Source organism: Micromonospora profundi, assembly GCF_011927785.1.
Classification (GTDB): domain Bacteria; phylum Actinomycetota; class Actinomycetes; order Mycobacteriales; family Micromonosporaceae; genus Micromonospora; species Micromonospora profundi.
This window is the reverse complement of sequence record NZ_JAATJK010000001.1, coordinates 3316558-3338772: the sequence shown is the minus strand read 5'-3', so window position 1 is coordinate 3338772 and position 22215 is coordinate 3316558. Positions and strand designations below refer to the sequence as shown.

General features: G+C 67.8%; 14 protein-coding genes. 8 read left to right on the top strand and 6 right to left on the bottom strand.

Annotated features, from left to right (window positions below; genetic code table 11):
• Positions 1-220: 220 nt before the first annotated feature.
• The 7 genes from F4558_RS31945 to F4558_RS14615 all read left to right on the top strand — a co-directional run bounded on the left by F4558_RS31945 (position 221) and on the right by F4558_RS14615 (position 7294).
• Complete coding sequence (locus tag F4558_RS31945) at positions 221-355, top strand: hypothetical protein (RefSeq protein WP_280844890.1); 135 nt, start codon at positions 221-223, stop codon at positions 353-355.
• A 410-nt stretch (positions 356-765) separates the two neighbouring features.
• Positions 766-2037, top strand: a complete 1272-nt coding sequence (locus tag F4558_RS14640; protein ID WP_167944697.1) for a hypothetical protein — start codon at positions 766-768, stop codon at positions 2035-2037.
• Positions 2038-2615: 578 nt separating this feature from the next.
• Entirely contained in the window at positions 2616-3317 is a 702-nt protein-coding gene (locus tag F4558_RS14635) for a Crp/Fnr family transcriptional regulator (RefSeq protein ID WP_167944695.1), read from the top strand.
• A 35-nt stretch (positions 3318-3352) separates the two neighbouring features.
• Positions 3353-4144, top strand: a complete 792-nt coding sequence (locus tag F4558_RS14630; RefSeq protein WP_167944694.1) for a hypothetical protein — start codon at positions 3353-3355, stop codon at positions 4142-4144.
• Positions 4145-4167: 23 nt separating this feature from the next.
• Complete coding sequence (locus F4558_RS14625) at positions 4168-6177, top strand: hypothetical protein (RefSeq protein WP_167944692.1); 2010 nt, start codon at positions 4168-4170, stop codon at positions 6175-6177.
• Positions 6174-6848, top strand: coding sequence for a hypothetical protein (locus F4558_RS14620; protein WP_167944690.1), 675 nt, complete (start codon positions 6174-6176; stop codon positions 6846-6848). Before F4558_RS14625 ends, F4558_RS14620 begins: the two co-directional genes overlap by 4 nt.
• Entirely contained in the window at positions 6845-7294 is a 450-nt protein-coding gene (locus F4558_RS14615) for a Pycsar system effector family protein (RefSeq protein ID WP_167944688.1), read from the top strand. Before F4558_RS14620 ends, F4558_RS14615 begins: the two co-directional genes overlap by 4 nt.
• A 466-nt stretch (positions 7295-7760) precedes the next feature.
• On the opposite strand, the gene F4558_RS14610 is transcribed toward F4558_RS14615, so the two are convergent.
• The 5 genes from F4558_RS14610 to F4558_RS14590 all read right to left on the bottom strand — a co-directional run bounded on the left by F4558_RS14610 (position 7761) and on the right by F4558_RS14590 (position 17440).
• The gene (locus F4558_RS14610; protein ID WP_167944686.1) at positions 7761-11849 is read right to left on the bottom strand and encodes a CHAT domain-containing protein; all 4089 of its coding nucleotides are present in this window, start codon (positions 11847-11849) and stop codon (positions 7761-7763) included.
• Between the two features lie 11 nt (positions 11850-11860).
• Entirely contained in the window at positions 11861-13426 is a 1566-nt protein-coding gene (locus F4558_RS14605) for a CATRA conflict system CASPASE/TPR repeat-associated protein (protein ID WP_209273301.1), read from the bottom strand.
• 26 nt (positions 13427-13452) lie between these two features.
• The gene (locus F4558_RS14600) at positions 13453-13776 is read right to left on the bottom strand and encodes a CATRA system-associated protein (RefSeq protein ID WP_147458876.1); all 324 of its coding nucleotides are present in this window, start codon (positions 13774-13776) and stop codon (positions 13453-13455) included.
• A 167-nt stretch (positions 13777-13943) separates the two neighbouring features.
• Positions 13944-16499 (bottom strand): CHAT domain-containing protein, encoded by a 2556-nt coding sequence (locus tag F4558_RS32190; protein ID WP_167944683.1) that lies wholly within the window; start codon positions 16497-16499, stop codon positions 13944-13946.
• 83 nt (positions 16500-16582) lie between these two features.
• Positions 16583-17440, bottom strand: a complete 858-nt coding sequence (locus tag F4558_RS14590) for a macro domain-containing protein (RefSeq protein ID WP_167944682.1) — start codon at positions 17438-17440, stop codon at positions 16583-16585.
• Positions 17441-17776: 336 nt separating this feature from the next.
• On the opposite strand from F4558_RS14590, the gene F4558_RS14585 reads away from it, so the two are divergent.
• Positions 17777-20716: a CHAT domain-containing protein gene (locus F4558_RS14585; protein WP_167944680.1), complete on the top strand. Its 2940-nt coding sequence runs from the start codon at positions 17777-17779 to the stop codon at positions 20714-20716.
• Here F4558_RS14585 and F4558_RS14580 read toward each other — a convergent pair.
• Positions 20694-21977, bottom strand: a complete 1284-nt coding sequence (locus F4558_RS14580) for a tetratricopeptide repeat protein (protein ID WP_167944678.1) — start codon at positions 21975-21977, stop codon at positions 20694-20696. The genes F4558_RS14585 and F4558_RS14580 overlap by 23 nt on opposite strands.
• Between the last annotated feature and the right edge of the window lie 238 nt (positions 21978-22215).

Below are 22215 nucleotides of genomic sequence, written 5' to 3'. Positions count from 1 at the left end.
TCACCGGCGAGGTCGCACCGTCGGGCCGGTCCGACGTAGAGGTGACCGCCGTCGCGGTCGACGAATACCGGCGGAAGCTGAGTCGCGCTTTCGGTGGGCTCTGCCTGGACTCCTCGCGGCGGCGAGGGTAACCGTGACCGACATTGTCATCACCCAAGTCGACACAGCGGGGGCGACGTCTGATCCTCGGCCACGACGGTGACGCGTCCTCGCTGGTCTCGTGCTGCGGTTTGAGAACCGCGACCTAATCATCGGCACGCTCGGCGACGAGTGGGTTCTCGCCGTCGGCTCGGTGCCGGCGGCCGCCGCTCCCAACTCGGCTGTGCAGACCTTCGTGCACGGCGGCCGCCGGTAGCGATTACCTCTTCATCCCCCAGCGATTCAGGCTACGCATGCCGATCTTGAGCGGGTCACCGCCGGTGCCAGCCCAGTACTGGCGGGTTCTGGCCATCTCGCCCGTAGTCGGTGCGCCAGCATGCCATCGCCCAGACCACGATAGAGACCATCCGCTCCGCCGTACTAGGGAGGGCTTCCGACGTTGGGCCGCGCTACGAGACCAAGTTGCTGAATTCGGTGACGAGACGTCGCATGTCCTCGCCGGCGTCAAGGGCCACCATGACGTGCCTCCCACGCTCTCGGGTCGTAGCCCCGAGGGCCGAGCAGGCGCTGGAAGGTCGTTAGCTCTTTCATCCGAGTATGGGATGCCGTTTGCGCCTGCGGCGGTGGACGCTGTCCTGTTGCCATGAAGGGATGACGGGAGTAGACGTGTTCGCTGAGTTGACGAAGCCGGATGAGCGGACGCTGCGCTTCACCTCGATGGGGTTGAGCCTCGACGGGCTTCTACATGAGGATGACGCGCTTGCCTTTCAGCGCTCCCAGATCGCCGGCGCGGTGCTGACCGATGCCGTGCCTGCCGATCTTCGGGCGAGCTTCGAGCGGTTGCGTGACCAGCACAGCTTGGGTGTCGTCGACTACGAGCAGTTCACTGTCGTTGCTGACGCTGCCATCGGCCTCTACGAGCCCGCTCTACGTGCTCGATTTGTCGAGTTCTACCACGGCCGAGTGATCCCGTTCACCGACGAAGAGGGCCGACCGCAGCCGTTGACCAGCGCCAACTACAACGACATCGCGAAGCATTTGCACAGACGTAGGCTTCGCCTGCCCGCTGGTAGCGGGGCGCCGAGGCGCTTCGCTGGCATGCTCACCGACCTGTTGACATGGGCACGCGAACACGAGCTCTTGCGGGGACAGCGCGCCCGACAGGGCGAACAGGTGGTCGTCAAGATACGCAACCACCTCGCCCACGCGCGACCACATCACATCCACACCCCGGTCGAGGCGACACTCGAGCTGCGGGACCTTGCCGAGTTCATCAATCAGCTATGGGGCGTCCCGACCCCCGACGGCAGGTGTTACCCGGCACCAGTGCGACGCGAGACGCTCGCGGTTGGCTGGAACCCGACCACCGGGGTCCAGGAGTTCACGCGGGCGGAGAACCTCACCGCAGACGAGGATCCCACCATCCGGTGGATCCTATACCGCGGGGTGCCCGACGGCTACGAGGCCGAGCGCTTCGACTCCCGATACGTCACCACCCGTGTCCCGACGCAATACCTGTGGGGTCCGGGCTCCGCCGGCGACGCGTTCGCCTGGCTGGCCACCCACCAGCCGGCCGGCGACGAGATCGACCCAGTCGACGGGCTCTATCTCCTGCGTCATCATGGCAACCGCCTGTACCTGCCCCAGACTCCCGAGGTCTTCGCCGCGACACCCGTGGAGCAGCAAGCTGGTCGGTGGCACCTGCTGCGCGCGGACGTCGGCAACGACGCCTTCGCCTGCGTACGCGCCCGTGTCACCCCGAACGAAACCCACAACACTTGCCGCTGCCCAGTGGAACGGCTCGCGCAAGGGACCTGGAAGACGGTGCACGCGAAACTGCGCACCCTCCAGCTCGTCGCCCTCGTGCCCCATCTCCCTGCCGATGTTCGAGCGCCATCGCCGATGGCCTGGCCCCGCGAAGTGGAGATACCGGCCTGAATCGGCGACTGACGGGGGTGGTATCACTCGAAACGCGAGCCACCGGCGGCCAGGGACCGGCGAACCACCTGAAGGTAGCAGTGGCGCCGCGCGCCGTAGGCGGCACCGGACGGACGGCTTGGCTAACATGGATTCGGTACGTCGTGCGTGGCCTGGGTCGGGCGTGTCCGTTCGAGTCGGCTTGATCGCGATGTGTGTGGCGATGTGTGGAACTCTTACGCAGTCACTCCTGGGACAACCGGATGAGTTCAGGTCTCAAAGGTCAGGGAAGTGCACCGGGAGGAGGCGGGGACGCATGGCTCGTGTTGTGCAAGTTCTTCGGGGTTTTGCCGAGACCGCTACCACCATCGGCATCGCGGTGACGGGAGGGTTCCTGGCCCAGACCAGGCACGACGAGCCCGCTGGAGCACTCGGCCATTAGCCGCAGACAGGGGCTATCGGCCGTTGGATGCGCTTTTCACCAAGACCCTGCTCAGTGAGGCGAAGCGGCGAAGGGTGGCGGTGCGGGACCGAGCCAAGCCCGGCAACGCTGTTGATCCGTCGCCACCCTTCGCGATCGTCGGCGATACATTCTGTGCATGCGTGACTACGGTGCATCCGGACTCGTCGCTCATCTCCCGCAAGACGAGTGGCATCGAGTGCAGGGCACCGGGATCCCCGTGCGCTTCGAGCCCCGCGACGTGCTTCTGCGTCAGGGTGATACCACCCAGCACGTGCACGTGGTCCTCGCCGGCTGCGTCAAAATTGTGCGGTCGGAGAGCGACGGTAGCCGCGCGATCCTGACGCTGCGGGCCGCTGGCGATGTCGTCGGCGACCTGGCCGCCGTCGACTTGCAACCCCGGTCGGCCACGGTCACCGCCCTCACCAGTACGGTCACGCGGCTGCTGACTGGCCCGCAGTTTCGGCGTTTCCTGACCCGGCCCGCGTTCGCGGCGGGCTTCGCCGCCTACACGGTGGGCCGGCTGCGCACCTCGGATGCGCAGCGTGTGGCGCTGGCGGTGCTGCCTGTGCGGGAGCGGCTGGCCCGGGCGCTGATCCAGCTCGACCGTGAGAGCCGGCGTGCCGACGGGCAGCCCTTGATCCGGCTGTCTCAGGCGGAACTCGCGGAACTGGTCGGCACCTCGCGCAACGCGGTCGTTGCCGAGCTCACCGCCCTGCGTGAGGCAGGCATCGTCGCTACCGGGCGGCGGGAGATCACCATCGTGGATCCGGTGGCGCTGAGCTGTCGGTCACAGGGTTTCCGCCCAGAACTGGGCAGAGAACCGCGCGTATCCGGCTGACGCTGAGGGGGTCCCGTTCTCGAGGAAGGACTCCCGTGAAACACATCCCGTTCGCACGTTCGATCGACCTACCACCGTACCGGGCGATTCTGGCAGTGGACGCCAAGGGCTTTACCGCCGAACCGGGCAGCGCCCAAGAGGCGATCAGCAAGAATCTGCTCGACCTTGTGGGTGACGCCCTGACCGGCGCCGGGCTGGGGGCAGAGTGGGATCGTCCGGCGTTCCTCGGCCCTACCGGTGATGGCTTCGCCGTCGGGCTCCCGCCGCGTGTCCTGCCCTACCTGGTGGACCCGTTCCCGCGCCTACTGCAGGAACGCCTGGCGGAACACAACCGACAGGCCCACGATCGCCTTCAGCTGAGGGTCAGCCTGCACGTTGGGCCGCTACCGGCCGACCCGGAAAATCCGAATTGGACCGGCAACGGTGACTCACGCAACGACACGCACCGCCTGCTCGACTCCGTGCCGGTGAAGGCGGTGCTCGCCGCAGCCAGTCCGCGCGTAACGTTCGTGGCCTGCATCTTTTCCGATCGAGTTTTCGAGGATGTCATAGCCGCTGGGTACGCCGGGATGGAACCCGACCGCTGCCTCCCGGTAACGGCGACGGTCGACGGCAAGGCGTTTAGCCGACAGGCGTGGCTCTACATCCCGGAGGTCTCCGGGAACCTCCTCGGCGTGATGCCGGCCGAACCGCTGGCCGCGCCGCCGTCGAGGCCGATGGCAGGGAAGCGCCCAGGGCCTCGGATCTCCGGGCCGAGGGTGAAGCGGAACGATGGTCAGGTCGCCACCACGGTCGAGAGCATGACGCAGCACCGGGGCGGTGAGTGATGACTACCGACTCGATTGAGCCGATGGATCCGGACATCGACGAGTCCTACGCCGACGACCTCGACGACGGCCCCTACATCGAAGAGAACAGCGGTCAGGCGGCCTCGCGCGTCGAGGGCGATATGGTGCAGAACGTCCACAACTGGCTCGGACGCTACAAGGCCGCCCGGGAGCTGTCCGACGCCTTCGTTCAGGAGGCGATTGGGACCTTCGTAGAGCGCTTTTACGGCCCGGGCGGACTGCCCAGGGAAGCTGCCGCCGGAATCCTGCGGGAGCGGCGCCACGTTCTGCTGGTGGCCGAACCCGGCACCGGTCGGCGGACCGCCGCGGTCGGGCTGCTCGGCGGCGTTCCCTCGCCCCGGCGGGAGATCCCGACCGACGACGATCAGCAGCGGCTCCTGCCCGTCGACGAGGTGCCTTGGTCGTCGTACGGCCCATCCGCCTACCTGCTCACGGTGCCGCCCGGAAGCCGCAACGGCCGCTTGCGTGAGCTTCTCATCGCCTACCGAGAGGCGGTAGAAAAGGGGGACTCCTACCTCGTCGTCCTGGTCGACCGCAAGAGCCTCGAAAGGCCCGAGGACGTTCCGGGCTTCACCGTCCTCACGGTCACCGCTCCTGAACGCGAGAAACTGCTGAGCCAACTCCTGGACGACCAGCGAGCCCGCCTGGACGTGGACACACTGCTCAGGACTCCGCCGATACCGGCGATGCTAGAGGGTGCCACTCCGGCCCAGATCGCGAGGCTGTCCCACAGGATCAGGGCCGCGGTCGGGAATCCCCAGGAGCCGCTGGCCGAGATCGCCGGCAAGTCGGTCCAGGCCTACCAGAACTGGGACGAAGAACTGGCCACCTGGTTCGAAGACAACGTCGATGCGCGGACCAGGCTCTTCCTCATTGCCCTTGCCTTCCTACAGGGGGGACAGGCCACCAACGTCCTTCACGCCATGGAGAAACTCGCCGAGAAGCTGTCAGAACCAGCGAACGTGCGCGGCGGCATCGGCGCCCCGGGGATCCGCCAGCTCGCCAAGAACGTCAACGCCCGGATCGACGAGGAGCACCGGATCGTCTTCACCTTGCCGTCCTACGACGTCGCGATCCTGCGGTATGTGCATGGCGACCAGTCCAAGGCCTTCCGTACGCGCCTCTGGAGCTGGGCGTCCGACCTGCCGATGCGCCGTGGAGGATCCCCGAACGTCCGTGTCGCCGGGCAGGTGGCCTCAGCCATGCTCGCCGTGACCCTGGCGCTTCCCGGGGCAGACGCGCCCGAAGTGCGTACCTTGACCGAGCGGTGGTGGGGGTACCAGACACTGCGACCGCTGGTTGTCGACCTTATGACGGCGGTCGCGCTGAGCCCTGAGGCTGGGGCGGCGATGCGCGGTCGGCTCAATCAGTGGGCCGTCCAGTCGGGAAGCGTGACGCTGCTCTGCGCGGTCGCGGCAGTGTGCGGCGGGGAGTTGGCAGACGCGTATCCGCAGGCGGTGTTGACCCGCCTGAACAACCTGGCCGGGCGGGGCATCGATGATGTCACTGACGGGGTTGTGGATGCTGTGCGGTCGCTCTGGGGCCGACCGCTGCACCGGCAGGCGACGTTGCGCCGGGTCGTCGACTGGACGGCCGCGCAGGACCGGCGGCACGACGTCGGGCTGCGAGCCTTGGCGGCGATTTCGGAAACTCGGGACCGGGTCGCCTTCCTCCTCGCCGAGCTGTCTGGCGACGCAGAACTGCGAGCTGGGCTGGTACACGCCTTCACGCTCCTCTTCACGGGCGAAGGGCCGCAAGGCGAATTCCGTGAGGCGCTCTTCCGCTGGCTGGATGCGGCGATCGAGGATCCTGCCTACGAGGACCTCATCACCGATCTGATGGTCCGCGCCGGCGGGATCGGCCAGGGTGCCAGCAGCCGTTTCGCCCGCATGTCCGACCTGCTGTACGACTGGCAGCCACTCGCCCGCGACGCCGAGGCGCCGGCCGCCCGCGAAGCGCGTGATCGGCTCAACGAGCGGCTCCACCGAGCGAACCCACTGGTCGCTCCATGAGCGAGAACTGGCTTGACCGCCTGGCGAGCCTCTGGCTGAAGCCCGAGGATCCCGCACAGCCGGTCACCTTTTCCGCCGAGCTGCCCAGCTGCCATCCACACGTAGCGTTCGATGCGACCTTTCAGGTCTTATGGCAGAGAAACGATCAGGCTGCCCTTTGGACGGTGCGGCAGAAGATCACGGAGTGGGCCGGCCAGGTGACCGCCAAATACAGCGTCACCCAGGCCGGCAACGCAGAGATCGAGATCAACACCCGGAAGGTCAACGGCGTCTGCGTCAAGCTGACGGTTACCCGGCAAGCCCGTATCGCAGCGGAAGCCATCCTGGAGATCGACCGGCAAACCGCCCTCGAACGGCTGAAGCAGCAGGCCGAGCTCGAGCGGATACGGTACCTGCGGGAAAGCGTCTACTCTCGTCCCGACGTCGCCCGCAGCTATTGGCTCTACCACCACCCTGACCAGCCAGAAGAGCTACTCACCATCAACTTCGAGAAGATCGCTGAGAAGTTCGGGGATGTCGGCGAGTCCCGGTTCCTGGTGATTGCCAAGCTGATCGGTGACTTTCTTGGGCGGCTTGAGGACGGCGACCGCCGATATCTGCTCGGGCAGCTGGGGCAGCTCTTCTCCTCGTATGACCGGCCCGATCTGGCGGAACGACTGGAAGCCTCATGAGGGAGGCGGATCGAGCCACGCTGCAGCAGGCGAATGAGATGATCCGCTTCGCCGATGTGAAGGCGGCCGCCGTCCTGGCTGCCGCCGGGATCCTGGCCGGGCAACTACCGTCGGCTCACGGCTCTTGGGCCAAAGGCGCACTGCTCGTCGCCAGCGTCAGTGTCATGCTTAGCGCGTTGCTGGCGCTCTACACGCTGGCACCGCGGCGGCAGCTAACGACCGCATGGTCGCTCCACTACTACGATCACGTCGCTCGTCGGTACGGCGACGACCGCGAAGCCTTCATCGACGCCTGGGTGACGGCGACAGCCGACGAGGACGCGTTCGAACGGGCGGTCGTGGGTCAGATCTGGGCTGCGAACCTGGTGGCCTACCGAAAGTTCACCCGGATTACCTGGTCCATCCGCGCGTTAGTGGTTGGCGTCGTGGCCGTCGCTCTTACGTAAGCGTTCTCTCGTTCACTAAGCCCGTCTCGTCGACGACCTGTGTACATCGTTGGATAGCCACGCAGGTCGTCGCGGACAGCCTTCGCGCGCCAGGGGGCCGCCCCGACTGGTATTCACCAGCGTATATGGAAGATCATCTGTGGTGTTGCGGTAACGCTGGCGGTAACGGAAATCGCTTAACGTGGGCTGCATCCCTCGGTCCCGTTACTGCGGAGGTGCAGCCGCATGGCTGTCTACAACTACCGCCTCGCCAAGAGCCAGACCCGCTGGTTCTTCATCATCGACCTGCCGCCCGTCGCGAACGGGCGGCGCCGCCGCCAGCACAGGCGGCAAGGGTTCCCCAACCAGGTCGCTGCCCTCAAGGCGGAGCAGGACGCACGAGCCGCCTACGGCAGAGCGGACCTCGGAGCCGACGGCACCGTCGCCGCCGAGCTGTTGAGCAGGAGAGCTGTAAGCCGCACCCTCATTAGACTTGCGTGGCTCCAGCTTGCTTGTCGGGCCAGATTGACTGCGGAGCGTTGTGGGCTCCCGGGCCGACCACCACGAACGGCGCCCAGTGCTCCGGCCGGTTCGCAAAAGTGGTCGCCGCCCTAACCCGAGGCAGGCCCGCCTCTTCGGCAAAGCGGTTGAGCTGGTTGGTGGTCGAGTCGCGGAGCCAGTTCTGGGCGCGTGCCATGGCCGTTGCTGCGGTCATTGGCCCTGATCCAGTCTCCGGATCTCCCTGAAAGTGATACGCGTAGAAGCGACTGACCAGAAGCGGGGCGGAGCGATCCTTCAGGCTCCACAAGGTGCCGGCCACGGTTGCCGCGCCGGCGTACACCAGACCTGCTGGTAGACCGATAGCTTCGTCTGGCGCATGCGCGATATCGCTCACAGCGCTGTGACAGGCCGACGCGACAACGAGGCGCACACCGTCCAGCGGTCGTTCGTCGAACAGCTCCCGGAGCGTGAGCATGCTGTCGTCGGCAAGGACCAGGCCGGACCTCATCGGTTCCTCTAGGTCGAAGGTGCCGTGGCAGGCAAGGTGGACGTGGGTGGCTCCGGCCAGCTTTCGGATTAGCGTTGCTTTGGTGGCATCTGGACCGGCCAGCACGGCACCGGGCCCCGGAAACAGGCGCCGGACAGAGGCCGTCTCGGCCGCGGCGTGCGGCAGGGTGCCTTGAGTCGACGATGGCTGAGCGACGCCGATGAGTCGGGCGCCGGAGTGCTGCCCGTCAGGGCGTCGAGCAGCCAGCAGCGACCGGGCTGACGGGGTGAACGAGACCACGACGTCGTCCGAAAGGTGCCTCGTCTTGCCGTCCCGCCAGTACCGCGCAACGTGGACCGGAAGTACGCCGAGCAATCCGGTGGCCACGAGAATCACCTCCGGAATGTCGGCGTCGACAAGGCGATGTGCCACTTCGCTCAGGAACCGCTCGCCGAGCAAGTCCATGAGGCGGGGCAGCAGAGCAGGGTCGTCGGTCAGCGATTGGACCCCCCGCAGCGCATCAACCAGTTCGTCCTCGGTGAGCGCTCCGAACACGGCCTCGACCAGATGACCATCCTTAACTAGCAGGGCGACGCTGCCGAACTCGCTTGTGATTAGGTAGATGACCGGAACACCCATGAGTGCTGCTTGCCGCGCGGCGTCGGCGGGCGGCAATCCGAACTCGGCGAATCCCGGCACGGCCCGGACCGCCTCGGTCGCGGCGACAAATTGAGCATGGGCGTCGGCCAGCCCACCTCGTAGCCGATGTCGTTCGTCCAAGTTTAAGGTGAAATTACCGCGTTGGTACGCCTCCGCCTCCATCAGACGTCGCGCGGCATCCCGAAATGCTATGGCTGCCCGCGGCGCGGCAGCATCCAGCTGCGCCAGACCTGAGCGGTCCCGTTCGAGGAGCCGCCCCAACTCCCGGGCACGGGCTCCCTCGATGAGGGTCACCGCCTCCGCTAGTTGCCCGGCGCGGGCGAGGGCGTACGCCGCCTCGCGGGGAAGCCCGGCGGTCCGGGTGAGGACGGCCTCCTGGCCGGCCGAAAGCACCGTGGCGAGATAGCGGGAGTCGGCGGCAGCGGCGGCCTGGCCCAGAAGGCGGGCGGCGCCCGGCCAGTCGCCGCGCCGCCCGAGTTCCCGGCCTTGCACCGTTTGGACTTGGCCCGCCTGCTCCTCCGGCATGACGGCGTTCGCTTGCTCGAGGAGGGCCATACCACGATCCAGGTCGACGGGCTTGTTCCGGCGGAACAGGGCCTGGGCCAGGGCCGTGGCTGACTCCGCCCACTCCGCAGGTGCCTCGCTGATCGGGCGCCCTGCAATGCTTTCCTCGTACAGCGCGATGATCCCGTCGTGGTCGACAGATGACCGTTGGGAGAGTGCGTTGGCTAGGTTGTACCGGGCCCGGCTTGCCTCTACGGAGTCGCCCAGCAAGTGGAAGGTTTCGATGGTGGTCTGATACAGCGTGAGGATCTCGTCGGATAGAAACTCGATCCCACCAGGTGTCTGCGACAGGGTGTTGGCAAGGTTGCCGGCCGCCGCTGCATGAGCTGCGGGTGCCTCCTCGACGGGAAGGGACTCGAGTGCTTGTCGATACCAGTCGACGGCCTCGGTCCACGCGCTCATGTCGGACCGACGGGCGCTAGTAGCGAGCAGATCGCCTATAGCTGTCGCCGCCTCAGCGGCCTGGAAGTGTAGCCCGGCGATCTGGCATAGCTCGTACGACTGCCGCGCGTACAGCAGGGCGAGGTCGTGGTTGGCGTCCGGATCTCCAAGTTGACGCCTGCGATAGCAGTGGCTGAGATTGAGTAACACGGTCGACCTGGTTGCCGGGTCGTGGAGCATTTGTAGGGACTGTTCGACATGTCGGCGGGCGGATTCCAGGTTCTGGCTGTCGTCGGCCATGGCGGGATCGGACAGTGCCAGACCGAGACCGGCGAGTGCGGTGCCGTGGCCCTCGGGGTAGTCCTCGGGTGTGAGAACCATCAGCGCGGCTGTGTACCGGCGGACGGCACGGTCCAGGTTGCGCCTCCGATCTACGGGATATTCGAGGTACGCGTTCGCTAGTGCGACCATCGCGCGGCTCCACTCGGCGCGATCTACATTGCGACGCAACACCCGTAGGGCGCGCCGCAGAGCCGAGAGTGCCTGGTCCTTGTTGTACCGGAGATCACCGGTCCGCAGGCGTCGCCATGCCATGCCTGCCTCGACGAGGGCACCAGCAGCGAGCTCTGGGGCATCGACTGCTTCTAGCAGGGCCGCCGCCTCTGTTGCCAGTTGGATCACCTGCTGGGCGTCGGACGATCGCTGGGCCAGCAACACCAGGTAGCGACCGCGAACGCCGGGCAACGTGGCGGCCGGGCTCATCCCCACGATCCGCTTCAGAATATCGTTCTGGCCGTCCGACACGGCCAGACTGTGCCGTCTTACCAATACTTGCAGCCCATCCGGGAGAATGGTTCCGCGGGCGAGTTCCACCACTGTCTGCCACTGGCTATCCACGAACTCCCGTGCCGCCGAATCTGGGTGCTCGGCCATGCGATGCAGAAAGGCTGATTCGGACCGCAATGCGAGGGCCAGTCCCATGACGGTGCGGAGCTCTGGATGCTTCGCGATGAGACGGTCTGCAACCTCGTTCGAGTCGGCGGTGGCAAGCTGACGAACCGCAGCCTCAGTACGGACGTACTCGAGGATCTCGGCCACGTCGCGGTCCAGGCCTTCGTCGAGGCCGCCGGCACACTCGTCGGCTAGCTTCGCATATCGGGCAGACTGGTGTAGTTCGCCGTGCAGTGCGAGAAGGTGCGCCGCGTCGTAGGCCGCCTTTGCTGCGGCGACTGGGGTGCCCGCGGTGCGGGCGAGGCGAATCACCTCGTCGAACAGCGCCACGGGACCATCGAGGTCGTTGCCTGCCGCTCGAATGCCCGCAAGTATTTGGGTTTCGCGTGCTGCGGCTAGGTAGGCGCCATGACTGAGGAACAATGTGCGGGCGCGCTCGGTATACCTCTCAGCGCCGGTTTGGTCTCCCAACGCGTGCACCGCCGTGGCAAGGTCACCAAGTGTCCGGGCTTCGCCGAGTTCGTCAGCGTCGAGGCGATATGCCTCAGCAGCCCGGTGAAAGACGATGGCTGCCTCACCAGGCTCGCCCGCTTGGCGGCGCAGCTGTGCCTGGTGAGCCAGCGCCTTGGCTCGCAGGCCAAGGTCTCCTGCCACTTCCGCTCGCCGGGCGACCTCCTTGAATGCTTGCTCGGCACCCCGGGTGTCGGCCTGCATCTGAAGAGAGATACCTAGGTGGTGAGTGAAGACGAGATAGTCCCGGAGGTGGTCAGAACGGCAAGTCAGCGCGCGGCCGCGGTGGCTGAGATCCGCCAAAGTTACCCAGTCCTCGAGTCCAGCCAGGAAAGGCGTCATCGTCTGCATCGCCACTATGGCGTCATCCTCGGACAAGGTCTCGAGATCCTGCCGCAGTTGCGGCCAGACCTGTTTGAACCAGACCAAAACGTCGCCTCGAACCGACAACTCAGGTTCCCCGGCAATCGCTTGATACGCGACAGCCAGCAGCTGCCACAGTTCTGCTCGTTCTCCGGGCATCCCGCGGGCGCTCAGAACGTCCGGTCGTACGCTGCTAGGTCCTTGAAGCGACTCACGTCCAGCCAGTCCGTCCCGGTCGTGTTGACGGCGCACCCAGCGGCGCGAAGGCGCTGGGCGATCTTGTGAAGGCTGACGACCGTTCCGTCGAAGTGGATGGTGTTGATGCCTGCCAGATCGGAGATCGAGCGCAGCATGCCGATTTCGATGACGACCGTGCGATCACGTTGCAGGCCCAGGGCCATGCCGGCCTCCAAGAGGACGTTAGGGCGGACCTGGCCCGTGAGCTGGCTCTCGAAAGCTCGGTCACTCTTGTCACGCAGGCTCTCGTGCAGGATCGCACCGTCATCCGGAGTCATCAGGACGACGGCGGCTTGGTTGGTGTGAAAGGCTTTCTCCAAGACCTCGCCCATATAGGGGGAGGGCCGGCCAGTTTCCTGCACGATCTCCTCCCAGTCGAGCGGGTGTAGGTCGATAGCTTGCAAGAAGCTCCAGAGGGCCCTGCGGGCCTGGTCGTCGCGACCGTGAATCACGAAGACATCGCGCGGGTTGGGCATCGGTTGGCATTCTCCTGTGGGGTGCGAGGTGCGCTGGAGACCGGTGAGCGTCCGGGCCCGATCGTCAGCAATTTCCAGGGTGGCCAGCTCATTCTTGAGGCCACGTCGGAGCCAGGTGACCAGAGCCAGGTCGTCGGCGAGCGGACCGGCGCTGCCGCGGGCGTCGGAGCCCAAGGCTTGACGCATAGCGGCTTCCGTGTTCTTCATGCTTAGCCGCATGTCGCGCAGGGCTGCCCGCCAGTACGCGATATCGGCCTGGATCTCCGGCAGGTCGCTGGGGCCGGCGGTGTTGAGCCGTTGCTGGACTCGGCGCATGTCGTCGGCCTCGTGCCACACTCTCAGCTGATGGCGTACCGCGGCGGCGTGCCGAAGGTGGTGGCCGAGCGGCGGCATTACCGGTACGCCGTTCGACCACGTCCAGTCGCTCAACCGGTCGTCGTGGTCCGGTCGAGCGAGGATCAGGAATGAGCGCTCCGGGCGGCCATCGGAGCCATGCAGGCCGGGCTCCCACAGTGCGAAGCTGCCCGTGGTCAGCACCCCGTCGTGCCACCAGCCGCCCGGTCCGGTGATCGGGAGATCGAGTGCCACCCCCTCCGCCACTCGTGGATCGGCCGAGCCAGATAGCTCGATCTTGCCTAGGAACAAGTACGCCGCCCCAAGGAGTAGCCCCGACCACGGCCCGGCTACCGATCGCCATAGCCGGTACAGCTCACCCCAGCCGGGCGCGTCGGCCCCCAAGGCGCCGGGGGACAGCACCGTCGACAGGTTGATCATCGTGGCGAATCGGCGCAGGATCGCCTGGTACAGCACGTCGGGGTGCTGCTGCGCGGCCACGACGAGCTCTCCGCCACCAGGGTCCCGAGCGAGGTCGCCTAGCGCCACCGGCAAAGTCACCGGTAGCCCCGACTGCTCAAGCGGGACGGTCATGCCCAGCACGTCGTGGCAGCGCTGCCAGACCTCCCTCAGGTGCCCATAGGCCGCCTCGGCATATGGGCCGTCCCCACGGGCGAAGAGGTGAACCACCAGCTCCTGGTCACCTGCCGACGGACTCACCGCTGGGCTTTCTCCTGACCGGTCCGCCTCGGGGCGTCGAGCGTGTCCTTGAGTCCGGCCACCTTGTCACGGGTCTTCGGCGGCTGTTTGTTCGTCGCGCCGCTGTCCGCGCTCTTTGCCCTGGTAGGTCCGCTTAGCTCCAGGTCGGCTACGACCTGCCGAATCGCTTCTTCCTCCCCGGCCGAAAGGGTGACTTCCACCCGTCCGAGCAGCGTGTCGACGTAGGCCCAACCTGCGGGGTCGAGTTGCCACTCTTCCATGTCGTCCAGCACGTCGTGGAGGTCGTTCAACAGATCGGGCGGAAGCGAGTGGTCGGACATGCAGCCGATCGTAATGGCGTCTGGCATCCGGGAGCCGCACCGGCGGGCGGGGTGCGCGGTACCAGAATGGGCCAGTGGTTGAAGTTCCTCCGGGGGTAGCTGTACAAACCATCCCTGAAATTCATCAACCGCCTAGATGGACGCTGCATGGCAGTGGCGGCAGTCGTCTACCGATCGAGCTGTCGTCGCGGCGCCGCCATCCAAGGGCCGAAGCCGTCTCCCACGATGGACAGGCCGGCCCACGTGTGCGGTGGGACCTGCCCTCGCCCCGGGCTGCGCAGGAAGTCAATTTGCACCTGGCGAAGCGCGTCAACTGGGGATCGGCCGCGCGCCAGCTCCGCGTAGCAGGCGCCCAGCAAAGTGGCTGTCCGTGTCGTGGCGATGTCCACGGTGCCAGCGAGAACCCACCGGGCCCCGGCGAGCAGCGCCGCTGTCGGGAGGCCGAGCGGTTCGGCCGCAGCGCGTAGGTGGAGCCGTCCCGCCCAGCACGCGGGCATAAGCACCGCCTCCGGCAGGCGGCAGACGAGTAGGTCAGCGGCCGTCAGGGAGTCGCCGCCGCCGAGTTGCAAGGCTTGGCCGAGGCCAGTGACGGCCGTGCCATGCACGCTCAACAGGACCGCTGCGTGTTCCGTAGCACTGGAGAGGGCAGGCCGAACCTGGTCACGGGTCAGCATGGCGACATTCGGAAAAGCGCTCTTCAATGCAACCCTCTCCCGGCGGGTGCCGGGCACTGACTCATCCAGGTATGCCACCATGCCCGCCCCCGTGCGTACTGGACGCGACCGCAGGGCCGTCCAGAGTGCGATCGCCGGTACGACCGCGATGCGTGCCAGCTCCGCCAGGAAGTGTGTGCCTACCCGGATGGCGGCGACCGGCACCGGTCCCAACAGCCCGCCGGTGGAGATCACCAAGGGGGGCTCGTCACCCCGAACCAGGGCTGCGGCGAGGCCGGGCGGGATAATTGCGGTGCCCAACGTGGCCAGGGCCTCGTCCTGGAACTCGCCAGCGAACCCTGGCTCCGCCGCGTGGTAGCGGTCGAGCCAGCGGCGTACGCCTGGTGGCAGCAGCACCTCGTCGACCAGGGTTGTGCCGTCGGGGGCCAACCAAATCCGGTTGCAGATTGTGGCTTCATCCTCGAGTACGTCGACCAGCAGCGCGTGCCCGCCCCTGGGGAGCGAGGCCCGCGTCGCGGCGAGGTCCACCGGCTCCGGCACCGCGCTGCGGCGCAGCTCGGTGGTGGTCAGCCGGTCGAGGCGGCGGTGCAGCTCGGGCAGGCGGCCGGCCTCGATGGGGGTACGCCGGGCCAGGGTGATCGCCGCGACGAGCTCGCGCAGTGCTGGGGAGAACTGGGCTCCTGCCCGGATGAATGCCGCCATGGCCTCCGCGCGTGCAGCGGTGGCCACGCGAAACGCGGTGGGTCCGTCTTCGTCGCGGGCGCTGCAGTGCATGGCGAGGACGTACGCCTGCCGCGTGTCACGGTAGAACGTCTCGCGGTCGGCCGGATCACCCAGCCGCCGCCCGGCTTCCTCATTGAGCTGGAACGCCGCGACCGCATGCTCCTTCGCCTGACCCACGTCGTTCTCGAGGATGAGATCGTACGCAAGCTGGTAATGCGCGATCGACGCCGCGCTGGGGTCATCGTCTGCGTCGAGCGGCAGCAGTGCCTGGCGGAACATCCCGATTGCGGCGGCGCGGTTGCCGCGGGCCCGCTCGACCAATCCCCATTCGAGGGCGGCCTGAGACAGGTGCCGGGAATCCGGGGCGTCTGCGAATGGCAGCGCCGCGAGCCGAACCTCCGAGGCGTCGAGATTCCCGGCGAGCCGGTCGAGGCGCGCCAGGAACAGCTCACTGAGAAGCCGGTTGCCTGGCTCGCCCGAGCCAAGTCGGAGGGCTTGATAGAGGCGCCGGCGGGCGTCCGCTTCTGCGGCGGGGTCTTCCGGTACGTCGAGCAGCCGCATCTGACCGAGTCGGCGGGCCACGTGGGCGGCACCGAGGCGGCGTCGCGCTCGCAGGTAGTCCGTGAAGGCCTGGCCGTACGCCCGTCGCGCCCCGGCCTGGTCGCCGAGTTGCTGAAGGACGGCTCCCAGCTCGCGTTCGGTGTTGGCCACCCCGATACGCCGGCCCAAGGCCGCGTACCGGTCACGGGCCTCGGCGAGCAGCTGCCGCGCCCGGTCGAACTCTTGCGCCAGCCGCGCTGAAACGGCCGCCTGGTGGGCCCAGTCGGCGCGCAACTGCTCAGTCCGAGGGTGAGAGGGGCACCGGGGCAGCAATTCAGCCAGTGCGTCGAGATGCTCGCGTGCCTCGACGAAGTGATGCTGTTGGTGGGCGACCGAAGCCCGCTGCGCGCGCGCCTGCCCGGCCCGCAGGTAGTCCCTCCGACTGGCGGCCAGCGCCCCAGCCTCGGCAAGCAGGGCATCGGCATCGTCCAGCCGACCTTCATAGCGGGCGAGGATTCCACTCTCCAGCAACGCCTCGCAGCGTAGATCGGCCAGCTTGGTCAGATCGGCCAGCTCTATCACCTCGGCGTACGCCTCGGCAGCCTCCCGGTGATGCTGCTCGGCGCCTAGCACCCACGCCCACTCCATCAGCACCTGGGCCCGTAGTTGCGGAGGCAGTTCCCTTCTGCCCGCCAGTGGTTCGAGCAATCGCCTGGCCGCCGCCAGCTCGTGAAGGTCCACGTGCGCGGCAGCCTTACGCACGATCGCGAGCAGGTCCTCGTCCACCGGACCATAGTGGCGCAACGCCATGTCCGTAGGGCATCTCGGCTGCGGGCGTCGCGGTTTGTGCTAAGCCCCTACGTCGTACTTCAAAGCGAGTCGAGAAACGCCTGTAGCTCCAGTCGGTCGAGTTCGAGGAACTCCCGCTGCGGCATCACGATGCGCAGCCGAGTGGTGAGCAGTCGCTCCCTGGACGCTGCCACGAACGACAGCACTATGAGTCGGATCAGCGCGAGCCGGTCCAGCGCGTCCACTCGTGCTAGCCCGGCGCCCACCACCGGCATGGCTAGCGGAGCCCGCTGTCCGTGCTCATACACCGCCACCCACAGCTGGCTAAGGCCTCGCCATAGCGCGTCTCCAGAGGACTGAGCGAGCAAGCCTGGTGTCATGGTGCTATAGGCCACGCCGAAATAACGTCGGCGCGGACTACCGAGCACCGCTACAGTGCCAACCGGATAACGGCACAGCTTTCCGAACGGCTTGGCCGCCCTTGGTACCCGGACCGTGTGAGGCACGTTCGTCAGCGCCCGAGCCAGGTCGGCGTCCAGCGTGGCTACGTCGCCCTGGTAGAGTCGGCGCAGGAACTGTCCCTGCACACTGTTTGCATTGATGATCCGGTCCTCGTTAACGTCGGTATCAAACATATCGGTGAATCCGACGACGAGGTGCGCTTCCTGCTCATCAAACAGGTCGCCCGGCACGATCTCTATCCGACACCGCGGATGCCGGAGATCTCGGGCGACGGTTGGACCGGGGCGGGCGCGAGCGAGTCCCAATAACACCGATACCGCAGCGGCCGCCGCCGCCACCGCAATCTCGTGGTCACGAAACGCGGGCCTGTCCCAAATTGCCTGGTAGGACTGCAAAAACAGGGCGATCACGCCAAACGTGGCGAACGAGTGTGCCGCAAGTCTGCGCAGTCCGCGCCGTGTCACGACCCATCGCATGACATAGATGATGTCCGGCCGTCCTGCGTCATCACAATGGGCCGAGTGTCCCGCTGCCCTATCTTCGGCAAGTGGGCAACTCTGCGCTGGCGGATCTGAGGATGCAGAGCCGTCACTGATGGCGGAGGCAGTCTCACTACGAGGACCGGCGCTGCCCGGTCAGGTAACCGATCCGCGTTGCCTGCAGGGCGGTCGTGGGCGCAAGGGTGGCCGCCAGGCTGCAGTAGCACAACCGAAAGTCCTCTAACCGCTCGCGGGCCTACGAGGTCGTGGAACGCCTAGCTGTCCACCCCGGCGGTACACCGTGGGCCGTCACTGACGGTAGCTTTATACGCCATGACCGCCGATCAGTTCGATGTCGATGGCCCGGACGAGTTCCCGGCGGTTATGGAGCTGGCCCAGCGGGCGCACCGCGATGGCGACGCCTCGACACTAGCCCGCGCGGTGCATCGGCTGACGGCGCTGACCGACCTCGGCACGGCGCCGGCCACCCGGGCCGCGGAACTTGGCTATGCGCTCTACCTGCTCTCCGAGAGAACCGTCGACCCGGGGCCGCTGCCCGCCGCCCAGCGGGCGTACGGCGTGGCCCTGGCTCGGGGTGACCATGCGCAGGCACCACTCTGGCGCACCCACCTCGGCATGTGCCTCGTCCGGGAGAGCGAGCGCACCCACCGGCCCGAGGCTCTCGACGATGCATTACCGCTCCTGCGCTCCGCCGCCGCCGACCTACCCGGTCACCTCGCCGCCCACGCCAACCTCGGGCTCGGTCTGATGCGTCAATTGGAACGTACCGGCGACGTCACACTGCTCCCCGAACTGCTCGCCGCAGCGCGGACCGCCGGCGACGCTGCTCTGCGCCTGCCATCGTCGCGGGCCCGGATCCTCAGCAACACCAGTAGCGCCCTGATGGCGGCCTGGGAACTCACCGGTAACCGGGACCACCTCGACGGAGCCGTCGATGAGGGCCAGACCGCCTGCGCCCTCGTACCCGCAGACGACCCCGCCGTACCCGGCTGCACGTCGGGGCTGGCACGCGCGCTCCTCGGCCGCGCCATCTTCACCGGTGACCGGACCTCGGCGGCGGAGGCAGCTCGCCGTCTGCGCCGCAGCCTGCGCAGGGTGCCGCCCGACGACCCCGACCGGCCGATCTACCTCAACCAGCTCGCCATCGCCGGCCGGCTCACGTTCGCCGCCACCGGTGCCCTCGCCGCCCTCGACGAGGCGATCCGCGACTGGGCCGACGCCGTCCGATTGCTCCCGGCCGGTCATCCCGACCGGGACGCGTACCGGGTGAACCGCGCCGGCGCGCTCCGGAACCGGTTCGAGGCGGTCATGGACACCGACGCGCTCGACGAGGCGGTGCGGGAGCTGGAGGAGGTGGTCGCCGGTGATCCGGAACGGCCCGCCCACCTCGCCGGACTGGCCAACGCGCTGCACCGCAAAGGCGTCGGCGCCAACGACCCGCAGTCGCTGCACCGTGCGGCGGACCTGCTCCGGGCCGCCGCCGCGCTAACCCCGGCCGAGCGGCCTGAACACCGGGCACACCGGGCCAACCTCGGCGCGGTGCTGCTGGCCAGTGCCCGTTTCGGACCCGGCATCGACGAGGCCGTCCAGGTGCTCACCCAGGCGACCACCGGCATAGGCCCCGACGATCCAGAACTCGCTGACACGCTGCTCAACCTCGGTGCCGCCAGAGAGCTGCGGGACGGCCCCGGCGACCTGGAGGAGGCCGCCGCGACGTACACCCGACTCGCCAACACCCAGCTGGCGCCCGCACTGTCCCGCGCCATGGCCGCCCAGAACCTCGGCCACCTGCGGGCGCGTGCCGCGGACTGGCCCAATGCCCGGAACGCGCTGGGCCGGGCCGTTGAGCTGCTTGACCTCGTCGCCTGGGCCGGCCTCGACCGTGACGACCAGGAACGCCTGATATCACAATTCCCTGCGCTGGCCACCACCGCAGCCGCCTGCGCACTCGAACTCGGCGACCCGGACGGTGCCGTCGAAATCCTGGAACAGGGCAGGGGAGTGCTCTATGCCCAGGCACTAAGCAGATGGGCCGACACGGACAAGGTGCGCGCCAGCGCATCCGATCTCGCGGAACGCCTCGGCGCGGCCCACGACCTGATCGAGGCGTCGCACCGCAACGAGCGATCCGCCGTCTACGACCGGCACCGCGCGGTGCGGGAACGCGACGCAATCCTCGCGGAGATCCACCGCACGCCCGGCCTGGAACGCTTCCTTCGTCCGCCGCGCATCGGCGACCTGCGGGCCGGGCTCGGCCTCGGCACGGTCGTGATCATCAACGTGGCTGCTCACCGGTGTGACGCGCTCCTGGTGAACGGCACCTCGACCCACCACCTCCCGCTCCCCAACCTCACGAGCGAAGACATCACGCGGCATGCCGCGGCGTCGATCCGGCCCACCGACGCCGGCCTAATGGAGACGCTCGGCTGGCTCTGGGACACGATCGCCGGTCCCGTCCTCGACCACCTCGACCGGGTTGACCCCACCGGCCACGTCTGGTGGATGCCAACCGGCGCGCTCTCCTTCCTGCCGATCCATGCTGCCGGTCACGATGACACGATCCGTTCCGCGCCGCATCGCGTCGTGAGCTCCTATGCACCCACGCTGCGCAGCCTGACGGCCGTCGGCACGCACCCGGTGCCGCAGTGGGCTGCAGTGGTGGCACCGGACGACCCGCACCGTCCGGGACTGCCCGCCTCGCTCCGTGAGGCGGACGAGGTACATCGCCGCCTCGGCGCAGCCGCCGAACTGGTGTCGGGACAGGACGCCACCACGCCCCGGGTACGGGACCTGTTCGCCGACGCCGACTGGGTGCACTTCGCCGGCCACGCGACGGCGGACGCCGCCCGGCCATCGGACAGCTACCTCACGCTGCACGATGGCCCGCTGCGGGTTCGCGAACTCCTCCGCCAACCGGCCGGGGTGAGGAAGTCACGTACCCTGGCCTACTTGTCTGCCTGCTCAACTCTCCAGGGCGGTGCGCGCCTACCGGACGAGAACATCCACATCGCGTCGGCGCTGCAACTGGCCGGATTCGCCCACGTCATCGCCACGTACTGGCCGGTTCCCGACTCGGTTGCGGGCCGCGCCGCACGGCTGATCTACGGAGGGTTGCACCATGGGCGGCCGGCCCACGCCGTGAACGCCGCCATCCTGGCCCTCCGGGAGCGATATCGGGGACGGCCGTCCTGCTGGGCGGCGTACGTGCACGTCGGGCCGGACGCCGAGGTCACTTTTCCCCCCACCGGATGATCGCCTTCCGGAGCGCCACGACATCCTCGGCGTCCGTGCCGATCGCCCGCACGAAATCGGGGAGCAGCCCGATGAGCATGGCGTGCGCGTCTGCCGCGTCCCCGGCCGTACCGGTCCAGTGCGCGAGTTCGCCGCGATAGAACAGCAGGTCCACATCGTCCGGGACAGCCAGCCGCGTCCTGAGCCTGACCAGCTCCGCGAACGCGTCGCGGGCAGTGGCGGCATCCCCGGCCAGGCCGGTCCAGCGCGCGAACTCCGCGCGCAGGTTCAGGAATTCCGGGTCGTCCGGTCCGAGCAACCGGGTCAACAGGGGCATCAAATCCGCGAACGCGTTCCGGGCCGAGACCGCATCTCCAGCCGCGCCTGTCCACCGGGCCAGTTCCGTGCGGTCGACCAGTAGCTCTGGGTCATCCGGTCGGGCCATCAGCGTCCGCAACGGCACCAGTTCCGCGTACGCGTCGCGGGCTGCGACGACGTCTCCGGACTTGGCTGCCCAGTACGCTCGGTTGGCGAATGCGACGAGGCTGTCCGTATCGGGTATCGGCCCGTAGGCGGCAGCGACTTCGCAGAGCAGCTCGTGAGCGGCAGCCGGGTCCCCCGCGTCCCCGGTCCAGCTGGCGAGGAACGTGGTGCCGAACAGCGTGCGGTGATGGGTCGGCCCGAGCAGTCGCCGCGTGCCCGCGACCACGGCCTCACCGATCACCCGCGCCTCGCCGAACCGCCCGTCCGAGGCCAGCGCGTCACCGACGAGCAGGCATGCGTCGGCCAACACATCGACCTCGCCTGGATCACCGCTCTCCTCGGCCGCGATCCGGAAGACGTGAGCAGCCGCGGCCGCCACCTCGCAACGCGGCGAGCGGATGATCAGTTTCGCCAGCAGCGCGACGTGCGCCGGCCGCTGACCCGAGTCTTCACCGTCGTGGTTGGCGAATTCGCGGATCTCCGAATCGAGCGACAGTTCCCCCGCCGCGGTCCTCTCGACCAGCGCCAGCCCGACCAGCCCGTCGATCAACGCCTCCAGATGCGGCCCGGTCAGGCCCGCGAACAGCTCCGATTCGGCCAGCAGCGCCGGGTCCAGCAACAGTTGGTACGGCACTGGCGCATCCGGCAGGACGCCGAACAGCCGCAGGAGCGTGTGCGCCTGCCCCAGCCCGTCGTCGTCCAGCCGTTCCAATGCCAGTCCGATCACGGCGTCCCGCCGCGGCCCCGCACCCGCCCGCATCAGCACCTCGGTCCGATACCCGGTGAAGGTGCCGAGCATCGGCTCCTCAGCACGGCCCTCCTGCGCCCTCGCCAGATAGGCGCCGGCCAGCCGGCACAGCAGCGGCGCGCCACCGAGCTGCGACACCAGCGCAGCGGCCTGCCGCGGCGACCCGGCCTCCGGGCACAACGCGATCAACTCGGGCGGGGTCTGCACGGCTTCTCCATGTTGGACATGTAATCACCGACTGATGTGGGAGGAGGCCGCCCAGATGCTCGGACTTCGCGGGAAGTGCTGG

Excerpts from the sequence above, each read along its gene's own strand:
- F4558_RS14610 (WP_167944686.1), bottom strand. The coding sequence starts at position 11,849 with ATGCCCGGAGAACGAGCAGAACTGTGGCAGCTGCTGGCTGTCGCGTAT.
- F4558_RS14580 (WP_167944678.1), bottom strand. The coding sequence starts at position 21,977 with ATGCTCGGCACCTTCACCGGGTATCGGACCGAGGTGCTGATGCGGGCG.
- F4558_RS14625 (WP_167944692.1), top strand. The coding sequence starts at position 4,168 with ATGGATCCGGACATCGACGAGTCCTACGCCGACGACCTCGACGACGGC.
- F4558_RS14600 (WP_147458876.1), bottom strand. The coding sequence starts at position 13,776 with ATGTCCGACCACTCGCTTCCGCCCGATCTGTTGAACGACCTCCACGAC.
- F4558_RS14635 (WP_167944695.1), top strand. The coding sequence starts at position 2,616 with ATGCGTGACTACGGTGCATCCGGACTCGTCGCTCATCTCCCGCAAGAC.
- F4558_RS14590 (WP_167944682.1), bottom strand. The coding sequence starts at position 17,440 with ATGCGATGGGTCGTGACACGGCGCGGACTGCGCAGACTTGCGGCACAC.
- F4558_RS14585 (WP_167944680.1), top strand. The coding sequence starts at position 17,777 with ATGACCGCCGATCAGTTCGATGTCGATGGCCCGGACGAGTTCCCGGCG.
- F4558_RS14620 (WP_167944690.1), top strand. The coding sequence starts at position 6,174 with ATGAGCGAGAACTGGCTTGACCGCCTGGCGAGCCTCTGGCTGAAGCCC.
- F4558_RS14615 (WP_167944688.1), top strand. The coding sequence starts at position 6,845 with ATGAGGGAGGCGGATCGAGCCACGCTGCAGCAGGCGAATGAGATGATC.